The organism is Kribbella sp. NPDC004536 (assembly GCF_042873835.1).
Lineage (GTDB): Bacteria > Actinomycetota > Actinomycetes > Propionibacteriales > Kribbellaceae > Kribbella.
Genome location: NZ_JBIALY010000001.1, coordinates 1,492,321 through 1,509,415, shown reverse-complemented (window position 1 = coordinate 1,509,415; position 17,095 = coordinate 1,492,321). Strand labels below are relative to the sequence as shown.

Below are 17,095 nucleotides of genomic sequence, written 5' to 3'. Positions count from 1 at the left end.
CGATACGGGCGATTGCGATGGCCTGGAGAATCGCGTCACGGCGTGGCGACGAGGCGGCCGAGGCTGCTGCGGGCGTCGAGGGTTTCGTGGATCTTGGCTACCTCCGCGAGCGGGTGGGTGGCGTGGACGACGGGGCGGAGGTCGCCGGTCTGCCAGCGGCGGACGACCTCGGCGAGGTCGGCGTGGGCCGCCTCCGGGCGGGCGTTGCGCCAGCCCATGATCGCGACGCCGGTGACCGACTTGAACCCGAACAGCGCTCCGGCCGGGACCGCGGGCAGTTCGGTGGTGATGGCGCCGTACGACACCATCGTCCCGACCGGCCGGATCAGGCCGAGGCCCTGCTCGAAGACCTTCCCGCCGATCGCGTCGAGAACCGCGTCGACGCCGTCCGGCGCGAGTTCGCGGACCTTGGCCGGCCAGTCCGGGTCGGTCAGATCGACGGCCTCGGCGCCGAGTGAGCGGATGAAGTCGAGACGGTGCGGCGACGAGGCCGTACCGATGATCGTCTTCGGCTCGTACGAGCGCGCGAGCTGGACGGCGAGGTGGCCGATGGTGCCGGCCGCGGAGTGGATGACCACGGCGCCACCGACCGGGACGTGTGCGCTCTCCAGCAGCCGGTAGGCGAGCGGACCGGTCATCGCCATCATGGTCGCCTCGGCCGCGTCGGCGTCGTCCGGGATCGGCGCGAGGAAGGCGGCGTCGACGGCGGCGTACTCCGCGAACGCGTCCTCGGCGAGCGCGGCGACCCGCTGCCCGACCGCGACGCCGGGCGGGGTCTCCGGGCCGAGCGCGGTGATCCGGCCGACGACCTCACCGGTCAGCGCGCCGGGGAGCGGGCGGTCCCAGGGCGTGCCGCCGCGGCGCCGGACGGTGTCGATCGCGTTCGCACCGATCGCCTCGGCCTCGATCAGGACCTGACCGGGGCCGGGCTCGGGTACGGCGACCTCGTCGAGCTGGAGGACGTCGGGACCGCCGTGGCGGTGGTAGCGCACTGCGCGCATCGTGGGTACTCCATATCGTGGGAGATGGCAATAATGGGAGAATCCCACGATAACTCCGGACGGAGGCGTTGCCAATAGAGTTGGTGAGGTGAACAAGTCGCCGAACCATCGGCTGTCCGACCAGGTGCTGTTCGCGCTCGGCCGGTCGAGCCAGCACGCCCAGCGGCTGGTCCGGCAGCACATGACCGAGGGCGGCGTACGGACGGTGCACTACCACGTACTGGCGAGCCTGGCCGACGACGGCGAGGCGGTGCAGGCGACGCTCGCGGACCGGATCGGGATGGATCGCAGCGACCTGGTCACGCTGCTCGACGAACTCGAGGAACTGAAGCTGCTGGCGCGCCGGGTCGACGCCGCCGACCGGCGCCGCAAGATCGTCGCGATCACGCCGGCCGGGGAGAAATACCTGACCGACATGGACCAGCTGATCTACGCCGCCGAGGCGGACCTGCTGGCACCACTGACCGCGGCGGAGCGCAAGACCCTCCTGGCCCTGCTCCGCCGCGTCTCAGGAGATTAGTGGCCTTCGGCCTTGAGGCGTTCGAAGGAGGCGGTGATCTCCTCTTCGGCGGCGGTGCGGCCGACCCAGGTGGCGCCCTCTACGGACTTGCCGGGCTCGAGGTCCTTGTAGACCTCGAAGAAGTGCTGGATCTCCAGCCGGTCGAACTCCGGCAGGTGGTGGATGTCGCGCAGGTGCTCCTGGCGCGGGTCGCCGGCCGGGACGCAGACGACCTTGTCGTCCGGACCCTTCTCGTCGGTCATCCGGAACATGCCGATCGCGCGGGCCTTGATCAGGCAGCCCGGGAAGGTCGGCTCCGGCAGCAGCACGAGCGCGTCCAGCGGGTCGCCGTCCTGGCCCAGGGTGTCCTCGATGAAGCCGTAGTCGGACGGGTACTGCGTCGCGGTGAACAGGGTGCGGTCCAGTCGCAGACGGTTCGTCTTGTGGTCCAGCTCGTACTTGTTGCGGGTGCCCTTGGGGATCTCGATGAAGACGTCGAACTCCATACGGCAGATACTGTCACGGTTCGGACCGACGAAATGACAGGAGCAGCCCGGTGGCCCGACCTGCCCGTGCGGCATTCGTCACGCTGCTGACCACCGCACTGTGCGCGGGACTCGTCAGCAGCGCCCGCGCCGTACCCGCATCCGTGCAGACAGCCTCCGTGCAGACAGCCTCCGTGCAGGCACCTCCGGTGCTGGCTCCGCTGACGACAGAGGGTGCCGCTCCGACCGCAGCTGGTGTCGGTGCAGCCCTGGCCGCCGTCCTGAAGGACCCGTCGCTCGGCCCGCACCACGGCATCTACGTGTACGACGCCTCGCGCGGGAAGCCGGTGTTCTCGGTCGGCGCGGTCACGCCGTACACGCCTGCCTCCACCCTGAAGCTGCTGACCACGGTGTCGGCGCTGGAGACGCTCGGGCCGGACCACACGTTTGCCACGAAGGTCGTGAGCACGGGCAAGGGCTCGATCGTGCTGGTCGGTGGCGGCGACCCACTGCTCGCTGTGAAGCAGGCGAACGACTACCCCGCCCGTGCGACGCTCCAGGCTCTCGCAGCGAGTACCGCGAAGGCCCTCAAGGCGCAGGGCGTCGCGTCGGTCACTCTCGGGTACGACGCCTCGCTGTTCACGGGCCCTGCCGTCAACACGCACTGGGAGGAGAACTACGTACCGGAGGGCATCGCTGCGCCCACCTCCGCGCTGTGGGTCAACGAGGGCCGCATTGCTGCCGGCATGGCGAAGCGCTCGCCTACACCGCCGCTGGCCGCGGCCATCTCGTTCCAGAAGCTCCTCCAGCAGTACGGCATCAAGGTCGTGGCTGCGCCCAAGGCGGCTGTCGCACCGTCCACGGCCACACCGTTGTCGCAGGTGAAGTCGCCGGCGCTCGGGCAGATCGTCGAGTACATCAACCTGCACAGCGACAACGACGGGGCCGAGACCCTGTTGCGGCACGTCGGCATCGCCACCGGCAACGGAGGGTCGTACGTCGGTGGCGTGAAGGGTGTCCGCGCCACCCTGACCAAGCTGGGCCTGGACGTGTCCAAGGCGACGATCTACGACGGCAGCGGGCTGACCCGCGCCAACAAGGTCCCCCTGGAACTGCTGGCCGGTGCGGTGCGGGTAGCCGTCTCGAAGGACCACCCGGAGCTGCGGCACCTCCTGACCGGTCTGCCGATCGCGGGCTTCAACGGGAGCCTCCGAGAGCGCTTCACGACCGCAGGCACCGGCCCTGGTACCGGACTGGTGCACGCGAAGACCGGCACCCTCACCAGCGTCCACAGCCTCGCCGGGTACGCCCGGGACCGCACCGGGACGCTCCTGGTCTTCGCGATTGCCAGTGACAGCGTCCCGGTCCCCAAGACCCTCGATGCTCGCGCGGCCCTCGACCGCGCGACCGCAGCGCTCGCCAGTTGCGGCTGCTGATTGTTGGGACAAACCACTAGGGTCTTTGTATGAGTACGGCGGAAGGCGGGACCACGACCGAGATGGTCGACTGGCAGCTGGCGACCGGCGTGGCGCGGAAGCTGGTGCGCCCTGGGCCGGCGGTCAGCCGTGCGGAGGCGGACCAGGTGGTCGCGGACCTGCGGCAGTTCGCTGCCGAGTCCGAGGGGCACGTCCGCGAGTTCACCGGTCTGCAGGCCACGTCGGCCACCGCGCCAGTGGTGATCGTCGACCGGCCCGGCTGGGTGCAGGCGAACGCCGACGGCTTCCGGACCGTGCTGCAACCGCTGGCCGACAAGCTGCGCGAGAAGGCGGACCGTGCCGCCCTGTCGTCCGCGGTGGGGTCCCGGGTGACCGGGATCGAGGCCGGCGCACTACTGGCGTTCTTGGCGTCGCGGGTGCTCGGCCAGTTCGACCCGTTCTACCCGGCGCAGCCGGATCCGGACCGGCCCGGGCTGACGGGGCGGCTGCTACTGGTGGCCCCCAACGTGATGCACGTGGAGTCCGAGCTCGGCGTCGTACCGCGGGACTTCCGGCTGTGGGTGTGCCTGCACGAGGAGACGCACCGGGTGCAGTTCACCGCCGTACCGTGGCTGCGGGACCACCTGCGGTCGGAGATCGCCCTGTTCCTGGACCAGGCCGAGCTGGACGCATCGGCGTACGCCGCGATGTTCCGGGAGGCCGTGCAGCGGCTGGGACGGTCGGTGCGGGGTGAGGCCGAGCTGAGCCTGGTGGACCTCATGCAGTCACCCGAGCAGCGTGCGGTGCTGGACCGGTTGACCGCGGTCATGTCGTTGCTGGAGGGGCACGCCGACTTCGTCATGGACGGTGTCGGGCCGTCGGTCATCCCGACCGTCGAGACCATCCGGTCCAAGTTCACCTCCCGGCGGGCCAGTGGGAACCCGGTGGACCAGTTGTTGAAGCGGCTGCTCGGCCTGGACGCCAAGCTCCGGCAGTACAAGGACGGCGCGGCGTTCGTACGTCGCGTCGTCGACCGTGTGGGTATGGAGGGCCTCAACCGGGTCTGGACCGGTCCGAACACGCTGCCGACCAAGAACGAGATCGCGAACCCCGATGCCTGGGTCGCCCGACTCCACGGCTGAGGGCCTGATCGCGCAACGGCGGGGGAAGCTCCACCCCGCCGTCGCCCGGACGCGTGAGGCCGTACGGGCAACGCTGTCCGAGTTGCCGCGGGGTACGACTGTGCTCGTGGCGTGCTCGGGCGGCACGGACTCGCTGGCGCTGGCGGCCGCGACCGCGTTCGAGGCACCGAAGCTCGGGCTGCGGGCGGGGGCGGTAGTGGTGGACCACGGGCTGCAGGCTGACTCCGCACACATTGCGGAGATCGCTGCTGAGCAGTGCCGGTCTGTTGGGTTGGATCCGGTGCAGGTGCGGGCTGTTGAGGTCGGTACTGACGGTGGGCCTGAGGGGGCGGCTCGGGTGGCTCGGTACGACGCTCTGCGTGAAGTAGCGGATGAGCTGGCGGCCGATGTCGTTCTGTTGGCCCACACACGTGATGATCAGGCGGAGACTGTTCTACTGGGCCTGGGGCGTGGGTCTGGGGCTCGGTCGTTGGCCGGGATGGCCCCTGCGGTCGGGTTGTTGAGGCGGCCGTTCCTGGAGGTGCCTCGGGCTACCACGGCGGCTGCGTGTATTGCCTCCGGGCTGCGGCCGTGGCACGACCCGCACAACGACGACCCGCAGTACACACGGGTACGGGTGCGGCACGAGGTGCTGCCGGTGCTCGAGGAGGCGCTGGGGCCTGGCGTGGTCGAGGCCCTGGCCCGTACGGCAGGCCTGCTCCGCGCGGACGCCGACGCGCTCGACCAGCTCGCCGCGGACGTCGCGGAGACCGCGCTGAGCCGTGTGGAAGGCCAGGTCCGCTGCGACGCCGGCGTACTCGCGGACGAGCCCGCCGCGATTCGTACGCGCGTACTGCGGCAGGCTGCGCTGGAAGCCGGTTGCCGGGCCACGGACCTCTCCGCCGGGCACGTCGCCGCGGTCGACGCACTCGTCACCGACTGGCGTGGCCAGCGCTGGATCGATCTACCGCAAGGGATTCGCGCCGTGCGCCGGGGCGGATTCATCGCATTGGGCCCGGATGTGACAGGCTGATCGCGTGGATGCTTCGGACATCGAGAAGGACCTGAGCACGATCCATTACGCCGAGGACCAGATCCTGGCGAAGCTGCGGGAACTGGCCGGGCGGATCGAGCAGGACTACGAGGGCAAGGACCTCCTCATCGTCGGCGTTCTCAAGGGTGCCGTGATGGTGATGGCCGACCTCGCCCGGGCGCTCACCCGGCACGTCGAGATGGACTGGATGGCGGTCTCGTCGTACGGCTCCGGGACCAAGTCGTCCGGCGTGGTCCGGATCCTCAAGGACCTGGACACCGACATCAGCGGCCGGCACGTGCTGATCGTCGAGGACATCATCGACACCGGCCTGACGCTCACCTGGCTGGTCAGCAACCTGCAGTCCCGCGGCCCGGCCTCGGTCGAGATCTGCACCGCGTTCCGCAAGCCCGACGCGGCGGCCAAGATGGCGGTCCCGGTGAAGTACGTCGGGTTCGACCTGCCGGACGAGTTCGTCGTCGGGTACGGGCTCGACTACGCGGAGAAGTACCGGAACCTGCGCTGCGTCGCGACACTGGCGCCGCACGTCTACTCCTGACCGGCCCCGGCAGGCAGACTTGGTGACGGCCTGTACAACAGGTCGCAGCCGTCCTTTCGTGACCCTCGTGATGTGTTGTCTTGTGCGACACGAGACACTTGGGATGGTGTTACCGTCACAAGCCCGCATTCCCGGGCCTGCCGAGCTAGGAGGGACGGGGCCTCGGCCCCGATCATGGACGTGAAGCGCATCTTCCGCGGACCCCTGTTCTGGATCGTCGTCGCCTTCCTGGGCGTGCTGGTGATCGGGCAGCTCCTGACCGGCTCGACCGGGTACAAGACCGAGCCCACCGGACAGGTCGTCCAGCTGATCCAGCAGGCCAAGTCGTCGAGCGACAAGACGATCAAGTCGGTGACGCTGAACAATCCGGACGAACAGATCCGGGTCGAGAAGACCGACGGGACCAAGATCCAGGCGCACTACGTCGACGGCCAGGGCGAGACCCTGGGGACCGATCTGCAGACGCTGTTCCAGGACGGCAAGATCGAGCGGTACGACGTGGAGAACCCGAAGCCGAGCTTCATCGGCCAGGTGTTCTCGACGCTGATCCCGTTCCTGCTGATCGCGGTCGTGTTCATCTTCTTGATGAACTCGATGCAGGGCGGCGGCTCCCGGGTGATGAGCTTCGCCAAGTCGAAGGCGAAGCTGGTCACCAAGGACACCCCGAAGACCACGTTCGCCGACGTCGCCGGTGTCGACGAGGCGATCGAGGAGCTGCAGGAGATCAAGGAGTTCCTGCAGGAGCCGGGCAAGTTCCAGGCGGTCGGCGCCAAGATCCCGAAGGGCGTGCTGCTGTACGGCCAGCCCGGTACGGGTAAGACCCTGCTGGCCCGCGCGGTGGCCGGCGAGGCCGGGGTGCCGTTCTACTCGATCTCCGGTTCGGACTTCGTCGAGATGTTCGTCGGTGTCGGTGCCTCCCGGGTCCGGGACCTGTTCGAGCAGGCCAAGACGAACGCCCCGGCGATCGTGTTCATCGACGAGATCGACGCCGTCGGCCGGCACCGTGGTGCGGGCCTGGGCGGCGGTCACGACGAGCGCGAGCAGACCCTGAACCAGCTGCTGGTCGAGATGGACGGCTTCGACGTCCGCGGCGGTGTGATCCTGATCGCGGCCACCAACCGGCCCGACGTGCTCGACCCGGCGCTGCTGCGGCCCGGCCGCTTCGACCGGCAGATCGCCGTCGACGCGCCGGACCTGCCCGGCCGGCAGAAGATCCTCAAGGTGCACGCCCGCGGCAAGCCGATGGCGCAGGACGTCGACCTCACCGCGGTCGCCCGCCGGACGCCGGGTATGACCGGTGCCGACCTGGCGAACGTACTGAACGAGGCGGCGCTGCTCACCGCCCGGTCGAACGCGCAGCTGATCGACAACCGCGCGCTGGACGAGGCCATCGACCGCGTGATCGCCGGCCCGCAGCGCCGGACCCGGCTGATGTCGGACAAGGAGAAGGTGCTCACCGCGTACCACGAGGGCGGCCACGCCCTGGTCGCGGCGGCGCTGCCGCACTCCGACCCGGTGCAGAAGGTGACGATCCTGCCGCGGGGCCGGGCGCTCGGCTACACGATGGTGATGCCGGACGAGGACAAGTACTCGACCACCCGCTCGGAGATGCTGGACAAGCTGGCCTACATGCTCGGTGGCCGGGCCGCCGAGGAGATGGTCTTCCACGACCCGACCACGGGCGCGTCCAACGACATCGAGAAGGCCAGCGCGCTGGCCCGCGCGATGGTCACCCAGTACGGCATGACCGAGCGGCTGGGCGCGATCAAGTTCGGCCAGGACAGCAGCGAGCCGTTCCTCGGCCGCGACTTCGGCAGCCAGCGGAACTACTCCGAGGAGATCGCGGCCGCGGTCGACGAGGAGGTCGGCAAGCTGATCCTGAACGCGCACCAGGAGGCCTTCGACATCCTGGTCGAGAACCGGTCGGTGCTGGACCACCTGGTCGAGGAGCTGCTGGAGAAGGAGACCCTGGACAAGCACCAGATCGCCCGGATCTTCGAGCCGGTGATCATGCGCGAGCGGCGGCCGGCCTGGACCGGCTCGTCCACCCGGGTGCCGTCCGACCAGCCGCCGGTGATGCCGGTCCCGACCGCCGCCCAGCAGAACGGGCAGAACGGGCACGAAGGCTCGCTGTCCGACGTGCTGCCGGGTGGTTCGGTGGGTCCGGACGAGGCGATCCGCCCGCCGGACTACGGCAGCGGGCCGACCCCGCCGAGCCACCAGTAGTACCAGCGCGAACGCCGCCACCCAGATGGGTGGCGGCGTTTTCGTGTTCCCGGCAGGTAGCGTTCCAAGGATGACGTCACCGAAGTTCGACCACGCGCGGGCGGAGCGGGCGGTCCGCGAGCTGCTGTTCGCGATCGGCGAGGACCCGGACCGCGAGGGGCTGCGGGACACGCCGGCCCGGGTGGCCCGGTCGTACGCCGAGATCACCGCGGGGCTCGGGCAGGGCGCCGAGGACGTGCTGACGACCACGTTCGCGCTCGAGCACGACGAGATGGTGCTGGTGAAGGACATCGAGGTGTGGAGCCTGTGTGAGCACCACCTGGTGCCGTTCACGGGCGTCGCGCACGTCGGGTACATCCCGAGCCGGGACGGGCGGATCACCGGGCTGTCGAAGCTCGCCCGGCTGGTCGACGTCTACGCGAAGCGCCCGCAGGTGCAGGAGCGGCTCACCACGCAGGTCGCGGAGTCCCTGGTCGAGATCCTCCAGCCGCGCGGCGTGATCGTGGTGATCGAGTGCGAGCACCTGTGCATGACGATGCGCGGCGTCCGGAAACCGGGCGCGAAGACGATCACCTCCGCCGTCCGCGGCCAACTCCGCAACCCCGTCACCCGCGCCGAAGCGATGAGCCTGATCGTTGGGTGAACCACCCGTAGCCTGCGGACCCCTGGGCTCGTTGAAGTTTGAGAGTCCGGGACTATGGACATTCTGTCGCTGAGCGTTTACTTTCCGTAGTGGTGCTTGGCCAACGGGGACCAGGTGCCGGTGTGAGGAGGACAGGATGTCGGGGCGTTTCCGGATCGGCGCCGCATTGGCCGGGGTCGTCGTCCTGACGGCGGGCGGACTCGCGGCAGCGAACTGGGCCACCGCGGACACGCGGATCAAGACCACGCCGAAGACAGGCGTCAAGACGCCGGTCGACCCGCTGGTCGCCGAGACCCTGCAGTCCGAGCTCGGCTCGGACGCGGGATTCGTCGGCAGCTACTACGACGATGCCGGCGAGCTGATCGTCGCCGTCTCGGACATGTCGACGGCCGCACTGGTCCGGCAGATCGGGGCGATCCCACGCCTGGTCAAGTACACGGCCCACCAACTGAACGCCGTCCAGGGCGAGCTGAACCACCTGGCCAGCACGTCCAGCGCCGGCAAGGTCCGGTCCTGGTACGTGGACCCGGTATCGGGGACCGTGGTCGTCTCGGTGCCGAGGAACGCGCACGACCTGATCACCGAGCGGTTCCTGTCCCGCGCCGAGGCGAACGGCGACCAGGTCACGATCCGCCGGGTCGCCGGCACGATCCGGACCACCGCGGACGACTTCGGCCTGCGCGGCGGCGTCCAGGTCGACAAGAACACCGGCTACGTCTGCTCGCTCGGCTTCAACGCCCGGACCCGCAAGGGCACCCGGATCTTCCTGACGGCGGGGCACTGCACAGCCGGCAGGCCGTCGTTCTCGCGGAACGGGTACGTCCTCGGCGACACGTACACCTCGACCTTCCCGGGCAGCGACTTCGGCTCGGTCGGCGTGATCGAGGGCTGGGACCAGCAGGGGTACGTCGAGGGCTGGGGCAACGGCAACGTCGCGGTCAAGGGGATCGCGGACGCCACCATCGGGTCCACCCTGTGCAAGTCCGGGAAGAGCACCGGCTGGACCTGCGGCCGGATCGTCGCGCGGAACGTGACCGTGAACTACGGCAACAACCGGGTGGTCCGCGGCCTGTTCGAGCACACCGCGTGTGTCGAGGCCGGCGACTCCGGCGGCGCCAACATGACCGGCAACTACGCCCAGGGCATCACCAGCGGCGCGGCCCTGATCAACGGCCAGTGCCTGGAGAAGTACGGCCAGACCAACGAGTCGTACTCGCAGCCGATCGGTGTCGTTCTGCAGTCCACGGAATCGCGGCTGATCCTCGCGAATTGAGCCCAGCCTTCGGCTTGGGGGTGGCGGCTACTACGGTGTGTGGGTGAGAACTGAGCCGTGGGGTCACGTGGACGGGTTGCCGGTGCTGGACCGGTGCCTCGTCATGGGCGTCGTGAACGTGACGCCGGACTCGTTCTCCGACGGTGGCGAGTGGTTCGAGCCGAGCGCCGCGATCAAGCACGGCCGGGAACTGCTGGCCGAGGGCGCGGACCTGCTCGACGTCGGCGGTGAGTCGACCCGCCCGCGGGCCGTCCGGCCGTCCGAGGAGGAGGAGCTCCGCCGGGTCCTCCCGGTCGTCGAGGCGCTCGCCGCGGACGGCGCGATCATCTCGGTCGACACGATGCGGTCCCGGGTCGCCGAACTCGTCCTGGACGCCGGCGCCACGATGATCAACGACGTGTCCGGCGGCCTCGCCGACCCGGACATGCTCCCGCTGGTCGCGGAGCGCGCAGCGCCGTACCTGTGCATGCATTGGCGCGGCCACTCGATCGACATGCAGAACAAGGCGGAGTACGGCGACGTCGTCGCGGAGGTGATCGCCGAACTGGCCGAACGCCTCGAGGCGTTGCGCGCGGCCGGCCTCGACCTGAACCGGGTCGCGCTCGACCCCGGGCTCGGGTTCGCGAAGAACGCCGACCACAACTGGGAGATCCTCCGCCGGATGCGGGAATTCGCCGTACTGGAAAGACCGTTGCTGATCGGTGCGTCCAGGAAGACGTTCCTCGGTAGGCTGCTCGCCGACGAGCAGACCGGTGAACCCAGACCGGCCGTACGACGAGACGACGCGAGCGTGGCCGTATCCGCCCTGGCCGCCGCCGCCGGTGCCTGGTGTGTCCGGGCGCACGCGGTGGCACCGAACGTGGACGCGGTCCGAGTGGCACAGAGATGGGGAACGGTATGACGGATGCACCACGGCAGGGCACTGGAGGCGATGCTGCACGTGGGGCCACCGTCGAGGACGCCGTCCTGAACGCGAACACCGCGTTCTACAACGCCTTCGAGGCGGGTGACCTGGACCTGATGGCGGCCGTCTGGCTGCCCGAACCGGATCCGGTCTGCGTCCACCCCGGAAACGCGGCGATCTCCGGGTACGCGGAGATGATGCGGGCCTGGGCGATGATCTTCGCGAACACGCCGTACATCCAGTTCTTCCTCACCGATGTGCAGGTGCGGGTTGATGAAGACGTGGCGTACGTCACGTGTACGGAGAATGTCCTGTCGTCGGGCGAGGGTGCGCCGGAGGACGGGTTCGCGGGCGGCAAGGCGTACGCGACGAACGTTTTCCGCCGAACTTCCACCGGCTGGCGGTTGTGGATCCACCATGCCTCCCCGGTACTGTCGTCGTCTGGGGGCCGACAGGAGGAGGCGGAATGAGCGGTACCCCATTTTCTCCTGATGTGATCGAGATCCGGGGCATCCGTGGGTTCGGGCGCCACGGGGTGTTCGAGCACGAGCGGGCCGACGGACAGGAGTTCGTCGTGGACGTCCGGCTCGAGCTGGACACCCGGGCCGCCGCGGCCTCCGACGACCTGGCCGACACCGTGAACTACGGGGTGGTGGCCGAGCAGGTGCACCGCGCGATCGAGAACGATCCGGTGGACCTGATCGAGACCCTCGCCCAGCGCATCGCCGACCTCTGTCTCGCCGACGACCGGGTGACAGCGACGGCCGTGACCATCCACAAACCCTCGGCGCCGATCACGGTGCCGTTCGACGACGTTGTCCTGACCGTGCAGCGCAGAGCCGGAGAATCCTCGTGACTGAGACCCCTAGTCCCCACGTCATCGACGCCGACACCCTGAGCGGCGGCCTGAAGCCGATCCGCCAGGTGATCCTGTCGCTCGGCAGCAACCTCGGCGACCGTGAGGCGAACCTGCAGGGCGCGGTCGACGCGCTGCGGGACACCCCGGACGTCGTGGTGGTCGAGGTGTCGCCGGTCTACGAGACCGAACCGGTCGGCGGCCCGGAGGAATCGGGCCCGTACCTGAACATCGTGCTGCTCGCCGACAGCACGCTCGCCGTCGACCTGCTGCTCGAACGCGCGCACGCGGTCGAGGAGGCGTTCGGCCGGGAGCGCAGCGTGCCGGGCGCGCCGCGGACCCTCGACATCGACCTGATCACCTACGGGCAGAAGACGATCGAGACCGAGGAGCTGACCATCCCGCACCCGCGCGCGCACGAGCGGGCGTTCGTACTGGCGCCGTGGCTCGACATCGAGCGGGACGCCGTACTGCCGGGCCACGGCCCGGTCGCGGAGCTGCTCGCCAAGGTCGGGACCGACGGTGTGACCAAGCTCGACATCGAGCTGCAGTAGTGGTGTCCGGCGGTACCGAGCCCGGTCGGGCACCCCAGCAGGAACCGCCCTCGGGTTCGGTGCGGCCGACGTCGCGCCGGCTGCTGATCGCGATCGCCGTACTCGGCGTCGCGGTCGGCGTCACGCTGGTGAAGGCGGTCGAGGCCGGTGGTGGGGTGGCGCCGGCCGTGTCGTGGCTGACGCTGGTCGCGTGGGCGTTCCTGGCCGCGCTGCTGTTCGCGGCGGCCCGCAACACCCACCAGCGGATCCAGGTCCGGCGGGAACGGATGGAGCCGAGCCGCGCGGTCTTCCTGTTGATGATCGGGAAGGCGAGTGCTTTTGTCGGCGCGTTGTGCGTCGGTGTTTACGCAGGGTTCGCGTTAAGCTTCGTGCAAGCAATGGGCTTCTCGGGGCCTCGTAACCGTGTGATCATGGCCGGCGCTGCGGCGGTGATCTCAGTGCTGGTCGTCACGGCCGGATTGTTGCTCGAACGCGCGTGTCGCATTCCCGAGGACCCCGACGAAACCCCTTAACATGGCGACCCATGGGGTCAAGGGGTAGCCGCCGTCGAACCAGGACCACAGTTCTCACCGTCGCCAACGGTCTGTTGATCGTTGTCTGCCTGGGAGTGAGTATCGCGCTGTTCTCGCAGAACGCGTGGATCCTCCGGGCCGCCGCGGGTGGGGCTGTGCTGGTGGCGATCGCTGCCTCCGTGTTGTTCCGGCACCAGTTGCTGGTGGAGCGGTTGGCGCACTCCGACGAGCGCGCGCAGGTCGCACAGGAGTACTCGCGGATCACCAGCGCGCGGGTTGTCGAGAACGCCGAGTTCGTGGATCTGATGCAGCGCCGGCTGGACAAGATCGATCAGCGGCTGGACAAGATCGACCAGGAGGTCGCCACGGTGGTTGCCGCGGGCGACAAGCACTCGCAGGCCGACGCGCCGACCGTCGTGGACCTCAAGCTGCGAGGTCTGGCCGCTTCCTGAGGTCCCGCCCCATACTGCGGTCATGGGGCTGGACGCGCGCTATCCCGCGGTGACGATGAACGACCCGAACGGCCATGTCACGGTCTACAACGAGGACCACCTCCCGATCGGGCAGCTGGGGCCGACGCCGTACGAGTCGCCGTCCGTCAACGTGACGTGCCGCCGCAAGGCGTGGGACGACCTGTACTGGTACCGCCTGCTGAACCCCGAGGCCTTCCCGTTCCCCGCCGACGAGGCGTACGTCTCCGCCGACGAAACCCACGAACTCAACCCCGGCGAGCCCTACCCCATCCCCGACTGCGCCACCGGCTGCCCGATCAAACTGGCCCAAGCCGCCGCCGTCGGCGCCCTGGCAATAGCCGGAATCACCGCCGCAGCCGCCTGGCACCGCAAACGCCAATCCCTCGACACCGCATAGCCGCCCGCCTGTTGGACCGCGGACAGACGCCCCGCGCCGGCAGCACGTAGGTTCGTGGTGTGGATCTTGCGAGCTTGTTGAAGGTGGCTGGGGCTGCGGTTGAGGTGGGCCGTGGGGTGACGGAGCGGATGGCGCCTGGGGTGCTGACGTCCAAGGGGGATCGGGACATGGCGTCCGAGGTGGACTTCGCCGTGGAGCGGGAGGTGCGGGCGTTCCTCGAGCGGGAGACGCCGGGGATCGGCGTACTCGGCGAGGAGGAGGGCGGCGCGACCGACGGCACCCGGTGGGTACTGGACCCGATCGACGGCACGGTGAACTTCATCCACGGCGTACCGCTCTGGGCGATCTCACTCGGTCTGATCCACGAGGGCCGCGCCGTCGCCGGCGTCATCGACCACCCGGCACTGAACACGTCGTACGCCGCCGCCGAGGGCCTGGGCGCGACCTGCAACTCCAAGCCGATCCGCGGCAGCGAGTGCTCGAACCTCTCCGACGCATTGGTTGCCGTAGGCGACTATGCGGTCGGCCCGAACGCGGACCAGGTGAACGCCGACCGGATCGCCCTCACCCAGCGCCTGTACCCGCGCGCCCAGCGCCTCCGCATGATCGGTACGGCCGCCACCGCCCTGACCTGGACCGCGAACGGCTACTTCGACGCGCTCATCATGTTCTCCAACAAACCCTGGGACACGATGGCCGGCGTAGCAATCTGCCGCGAAGCAGGCGTCACCGTCCTCGACCTCGACGGCACCGACCACACCCCCGACTCCCACGGCGTCTTCGCAGTCGCAGACGGCATCCGCGCAGAACTCCAGGACCTCCTGCGCGGCCGGGAAACTTTTCGCCACTGAGCGACAGTTTGTTTCCCAGCCGAGCGTTGTCCACAAGGGCATCTGCAAGGCGCCGCGGGGTGCGTCATGCTGGCTCGGGTGGATTGGTGGTGGCGACAGCAACTGGCCGACGAGGGTCTCGACGTACTGATCCACGTGCAGAGCCGCGTGGTGTCGCGCGCGCAACTGCTTGCGGCGGGGCGGTCCGAGGCCGAGGTGCGCCGTCGGCTCCGCAGCCGTCGTTGGCAGACCGTCCACCCTGGCGTCTACCTGACCCACACCGGGCCGATCGGGTATGACGAGCGGGTCGTGGCGGCGTTCCTGTACGCGGGGCCGCAGGCGGCGTGGAGCCACTTCACGGCGGCGGAGCAGTTCGGGCTGATCAAGCCTGACGGCCGGCGTCCGGTGTACGTCACCATCCCGTGGCACCGGCGAGTCCGCGCTCGCAAGAACCTGGTGATCACCCGGGATTCGCGCTGGGCGGACCGGCTGGCCGCGGTCAGCCCGCCGCGGAGCCGCCCGGCCGAAGCCGTCCTGGAGATCGTCGGCGTCTCCGGATCGCTCGACGCCGCAGCCGCGTACGTCGCCGAAGCCTGCCAGAGCGGAAGGGTGGCACCGGAACAGATCCTGGCCGCCCTCGACGGCCGCCTCCAGCTCCGGCACCGAGCCGCACTACGGGCGATTCTCACCGATGTCGCGCAGGGCACGCACTCGCTGCTCGAGCTGCGCTATCTGCGCGACGTCGAGCGCGCGCACGGCCTCCCGCGAGCGAACCGGCAACGTGCCGTGGACGGCGAGTACACCGACGCGGCCTATCCGTCGTACGGGCTGGTGGTCGAGCTGGACGGGCGCTTCCACTTCGCTCCGGGGCAACGATGGCGGGACCTCGACCGGGACAACCGTGCCGCGCTGCGGGCCGAGGTGACGTTGCGGTACGGCTGGCTCGACGTCACGAGCCGGCCGTGCGCGGCTGCCGTACAGGTCCTGCAGGTGATGCGGCGCAAGGATCCGTCCCTCAGCGCGCGCCCCTGCACCGCGTCCTGCCCGGTTCGGTGAGGTGGCTGGGAAACAAACTGCCAGTGGTTGGACATTTGTTTCCCAACCGACCGCCCTATTTGTCGATGTCGCCGACGACGAAGAACATGCTGCCGAGGATGGCGATCATGTCGGGGATCATGGTTCCGGGGAGGAGGGCGGGTAGGGCGGAGATGTTGTTGAAGCTGGCTGAGCGGAGTTTGAGGCGCCACGGGGTCTTGTCGCCGCGGGAGACCAGGTAGTAGCCGTTGATGCCGAGTGGGCTCTCGGTCCACGCGTACGTCTGGCCCTCGGGGACCTTGAGGATCTTCGGCAGCCGTACGTTCACCGGACCGGCCGGCATCGCGGACAGCTTGTCGAGGCAGGCGTCGACCAGGTCGAGCGACACCTTCACCTGTTCGAGCAGTACGGCGAACCGCGCGAAGCAGTCGCCCTCCGGACGGGTCACCACCCGCAGCACGTCCTGCAGCTCGCCGTACGCGAGGTAAGGCTCGTCGCGGCGCAGATCGGCGTCCACCCCGGAGGCGCGGGCGATCGGCCCGGAGACGCCGTACTGCGCGACGAGTTCCGGGGCGAGCTTGCCGACGCCGACGGTACGGGCGCGGAAGATCTCGTTGCCGAGGATGATCTCCTCGATGTCGGGCAGCCGCTTGCGGACCGCCGCGGAGGCGGCCGACGCGCGTCCGAGCCAGCCGTACGGGAGGTCCTCCTTCAGCCCGCCGACCCGGTTGAACATGTAGTGCATCCGGCCGCCGGACAGCTCCTCCATCACCGCCTGGATCGTCTCGCGCTCACGGAACGCGTAGAACACCGGCGTGATCGCGCCGAGCTCGAGCGGGTACGAGCCGAGGAACATCAGGTGGTTCAGCACCCGGTTCAGTTCGGCGAGCAGGGTACGCAGCCAGACGGCACGCTCCGGGACCTCGAGGTTCATCATCCGCTCGACGGCGAGCACCACGCCGAGCTCGTTCGCGAACGCCGACAGCCAGTCGTGCCGGTTCGCCAGCACGATGATCTGCCGGTAGTCGCGCACCTCGAAGAGCTTCTCGGCGCCGCGGTGCATGTAGCCGATGATCGGCTCGCAGCCCACGATCCGCTCCCCGTCCAGCGTCAGCCGCAGCCGCAGTACGCCGTGCGTCGCCGGGTGCTGCGGCCCGATGTTGAGCACCATGTCGGTCGTCGGCAGGTCCGTCCCGGCGCCGCCCCGCTCGTACGCAGGGTCGAATCCAGCAGCTCCTGCCCCGACTCCGACCACTCTTTCCGTGCTCATGCCCCCTAT

Annotated in this window: 20 protein-coding genes; 17 read left to right on the top strand and 3 right to left on the bottom strand. The window is 69.3% G+C overall.

Translation table 11 applies throughout. From position 1 onward, the window contains the following. Positions 1 to 35 precede the first annotated feature (35 nt). Positions 36 to 1,001, bottom strand: coding sequence for a zinc-binding alcohol dehydrogenase family protein (locus ACFYRU_RS07470; protein WP_387654207.1), 966 nt, complete (start codon positions 999 to 1,001; stop codon positions 36 to 38). Between the two features lie 88 nt (positions 1,002 to 1,089). Here ACFYRU_RS07470 and ACFYRU_RS07465 point away from each other — a divergent pair, with 88 nt between their 5' ends. Beyond that, the gene (locus tag ACFYRU_RS07465) at positions 1,090 to 1,521 is read left to right on the top strand and encodes a MarR family winged helix-turn-helix transcriptional regulator (protein WP_387654205.1); all 432 of its coding nucleotides are present in this window, start codon (positions 1,090 to 1,092) and stop codon (positions 1,519 to 1,521) included. Here the strand turns inward: ACFYRU_RS07465 and ACFYRU_RS07460 are convergent. Beyond that, positions 1,518 to 2,006, bottom strand: coding sequence for an inorganic diphosphatase (locus tag ACFYRU_RS07460; protein WP_387654204.1), 489 nt, complete (start codon positions 2,004 to 2,006; stop codon positions 1,518 to 1,520). The genes ACFYRU_RS07465 and ACFYRU_RS07460 overlap by 4 nt on opposite strands. A 50-nt stretch (positions 2,007 to 2,056) precedes the next feature. Between ACFYRU_RS07460 and dacB the strand changes: the two genes are divergently transcribed. From dacB to ACFYRU_RS07380, 16 genes are all read left to right on the top strand, one after another. Then, on the top strand, positions 2,057 to 3,421 hold the full coding sequence (gene dacB, locus ACFYRU_RS07455) for a D-alanyl-D-alanine carboxypeptidase/D-alanyl-D-alanine-endopeptidase (protein WP_387654201.1): 1,365 nt from the start codon (positions 2,057 to 2,059) through the stop codon (positions 3,419 to 3,421). A gap of 29 nt (positions 3,422 to 3,450) precedes the next feature. Beyond that, a complete protein-coding gene (locus tag ACFYRU_RS07450; RefSeq protein WP_387654198.1) occupies positions 3,451 to 4,542 on the top strand; it encodes a zinc-dependent metalloprotease in 1,092 nt (363 codons plus the stop codon). Then, complete coding sequence (gene tilS, locus ACFYRU_RS07445; RefSeq protein ID WP_387654195.1) at positions 4,514 to 5,554, top strand: tRNA lysidine(34) synthetase TilS; 1,041 nt, start codon at positions 4,514 to 4,516, stop codon at positions 5,552 to 5,554. Before ACFYRU_RS07450 ends, tilS begins: the two co-directional genes overlap by 29 nt. Positions 5,555 to 5,558: 4 nt before the next feature. Continuing rightward, the gene (gene hpt, locus ACFYRU_RS07440) at positions 5,559 to 6,113 is read left to right on the top strand and encodes a hypoxanthine phosphoribosyltransferase (RefSeq protein WP_387654193.1); all 555 of its coding nucleotides are present in this window, start codon (positions 5,559 to 5,561) and stop codon (positions 6,111 to 6,113) included. A gap of 174 nt (positions 6,114 to 6,287) precedes the next feature. Continuing rightward, positions 6,288 to 8,339, top strand: coding sequence for an ATP-dependent zinc metalloprotease FtsH (ftsH, locus tag ACFYRU_RS07435; protein ID WP_387654192.1), 2,052 nt, complete (start codon positions 6,288 to 6,290; stop codon positions 8,337 to 8,339). Between the two features lie 70 nt (positions 8,340 to 8,409). Continuing rightward, positions 8,410 to 8,982, top strand: a complete 573-nt coding sequence (folE, locus tag ACFYRU_RS07430) for a GTP cyclohydrolase I FolE (protein WP_387654189.1) — start codon at positions 8,410 to 8,412, stop codon at positions 8,980 to 8,982. Positions 8,983 to 9,118: 136 nt separating this feature from the next. Further along, positions 9,119 to 10,255: a S1 family peptidase gene (locus tag ACFYRU_RS07425; protein ID WP_387654187.1), complete on the top strand. Its 1,137-nt coding sequence runs from the start codon at positions 9,119 to 9,121 to the stop codon at positions 10,253 to 10,255. Between the two features lie 103 nt (positions 10,256 to 10,358). After that, positions 10,359 to 11,156 carry a dihydropteroate synthase gene (gene folP / locus ACFYRU_RS07420; protein ID WP_387658040.1) on the top strand — a complete coding sequence of 266 codons (798 nt, stop codon included), beginning with the start codon at positions 10,359 to 10,361 and terminating at the stop codon, positions 11,154 to 11,156. Further along, a complete protein-coding gene (locus ACFYRU_RS07415) occupies positions 11,153 to 11,629 on the top strand; it encodes a nuclear transport factor 2 family protein (RefSeq protein ID WP_387654184.1) in 477 nt (158 codons plus the stop codon). Before folP ends, ACFYRU_RS07415 begins: the two co-directional genes overlap by 4 nt. Then, positions 11,626 to 12,015, top strand: coding sequence for a dihydroneopterin aldolase (gene folB / locus ACFYRU_RS07410; protein WP_387654182.1), 390 nt, complete (start codon positions 11,626 to 11,628; stop codon positions 12,013 to 12,015). Before ACFYRU_RS07415 ends, folB begins: the two co-directional genes overlap by 4 nt. Then, positions 12,012 to 12,569 (top strand): 2-amino-4-hydroxy-6-hydroxymethyldihydropteridine diphosphokinase, encoded by a 558-nt coding sequence (gene folK, locus ACFYRU_RS07405; RefSeq protein WP_387654181.1) that lies wholly within the window; start codon positions 12,012 to 12,014, stop codon positions 12,567 to 12,569. Before folB ends, folK begins: the two co-directional genes overlap by 4 nt. A gap of 59 nt (positions 12,570 to 12,628) precedes the next feature. Further along, positions 12,629 to 13,081, top strand: coding sequence for a DUF3180 domain-containing protein (locus ACFYRU_RS07400; RefSeq protein WP_387654178.1), 453 nt, complete (start codon positions 12,629 to 12,631; stop codon positions 13,079 to 13,081). A 95-nt stretch (positions 13,082 to 13,176) separates the two neighbouring features. Further along, complete coding sequence (locus ACFYRU_RS07395) at positions 13,177 to 13,533, top strand: hypothetical protein (protein ID WP_344197441.1); 357 nt, start codon at positions 13,177 to 13,179, stop codon at positions 13,531 to 13,533. Positions 13,534 to 13,555: 22 nt separating this feature from the next. After that, a complete protein-coding gene (locus ACFYRU_RS07390; protein WP_387654175.1) occupies positions 13,556 to 13,951 on the top strand; it encodes a hypothetical protein in 396 nt (131 codons plus the stop codon). Between the two features lie 59 nt (positions 13,952 to 14,010). Further along, the gene (locus ACFYRU_RS07385) at positions 14,011 to 14,802 is read left to right on the top strand and encodes an inositol monophosphatase family protein (protein WP_387654172.1); all 792 of its coding nucleotides are present in this window, start codon (positions 14,011 to 14,013) and stop codon (positions 14,800 to 14,802) included. 66 nt (positions 14,803 to 14,868) lie between these two features. Further along, positions 14,869 to 15,837: a hypothetical protein gene (locus ACFYRU_RS07380; RefSeq protein ID WP_387654169.1), complete on the top strand. Its 969-nt coding sequence runs from the start codon at positions 14,869 to 14,871 to the stop codon at positions 15,835 to 15,837. A gap of 55 nt (positions 15,838 to 15,892) precedes the next feature. On the opposite strand, the gene ACFYRU_RS07375 is transcribed toward ACFYRU_RS07380, so the two are convergent. Beyond that, positions 15,893 to 17,086 (bottom strand): NADH-quinone oxidoreductase subunit D, encoded by a 1,194-nt coding sequence (locus tag ACFYRU_RS07375; RefSeq protein WP_387654166.1) that lies wholly within the window; start codon positions 17,084 to 17,086, stop codon positions 15,893 to 15,895. Positions 17,087 to 17,095 lie beyond the last annotated feature (9 nt).

Coding starts and splice junctions, on each gene's coding strand:
- ACFYRU_RS07470 (WP_387654207.1), bottom strand. CDS start 1,001: ATGCGCGCAGTGCGCTACCACCGCCACGGCGGTCCCGACGTCCTCCAG.
- ACFYRU_RS07460 (WP_387654204.1), bottom strand. CDS start 2,006: ATGGAGTTCGACGTCTTCATCGAGATCCCCAAGGGCACCCGCAACAAG.
- ACFYRU_RS07450 (WP_387654198.1), top strand. CDS start 3,451: ATGAGTACGGCGGAAGGCGGGACCACGACCGAGATGGTCGACTGGCAG.
- tilS (WP_387654195.1), top strand. CDS start 4,514: ATGCCTGGGTCGCCCGACTCCACGGCTGAGGGCCTGATCGCGCAACGG.
- ftsH (WP_387654192.1), top strand. CDS start 6,288: ATGGACGTGAAGCGCATCTTCCGCGGACCCCTGTTCTGGATCGTCGTC.
- folE (WP_387654189.1), top strand. CDS start 8,410: ATGACGTCACCGAAGTTCGACCACGCGCGGGCGGAGCGGGCGGTCCGC.
- ACFYRU_RS07425 (WP_387654187.1), top strand. CDS start 9,119: ATGTCGGGGCGTTTCCGGATCGGCGCCGCATTGGCCGGGGTCGTCGTC.
- folP (WP_387658040.1), top strand. CDS start 10,359: ATGGGCGTCGTGAACGTGACGCCGGACTCGTTCTCCGACGGTGGCGAG.
- ACFYRU_RS07415 (WP_387654184.1), top strand. CDS start 11,153: ATGACGGATGCACCACGGCAGGGCACTGGAGGCGATGCTGCACGTGGG.
- folB (WP_387654182.1), top strand. CDS start 11,626: ATGAGCGGTACCCCATTTTCTCCTGATGTGATCGAGATCCGGGGCATC.
- ACFYRU_RS07390 (WP_387654175.1), top strand. CDS start 13,556: ATGGGGCTGGACGCGCGCTATCCCGCGGTGACGATGAACGACCCGAAC.
- ACFYRU_RS07380 (WP_387654169.1), top strand. CDS start 14,869: ATGCTGGCTCGGGTGGATTGGTGGTGGCGACAGCAACTGGCCGACGAG.
- ACFYRU_RS07375 (WP_387654166.1), bottom strand. CDS start 17,086: ATGAGCACGGAAAGAGTGGTCGGAGTCGGGGCAGGAGCTGCTGGATTC.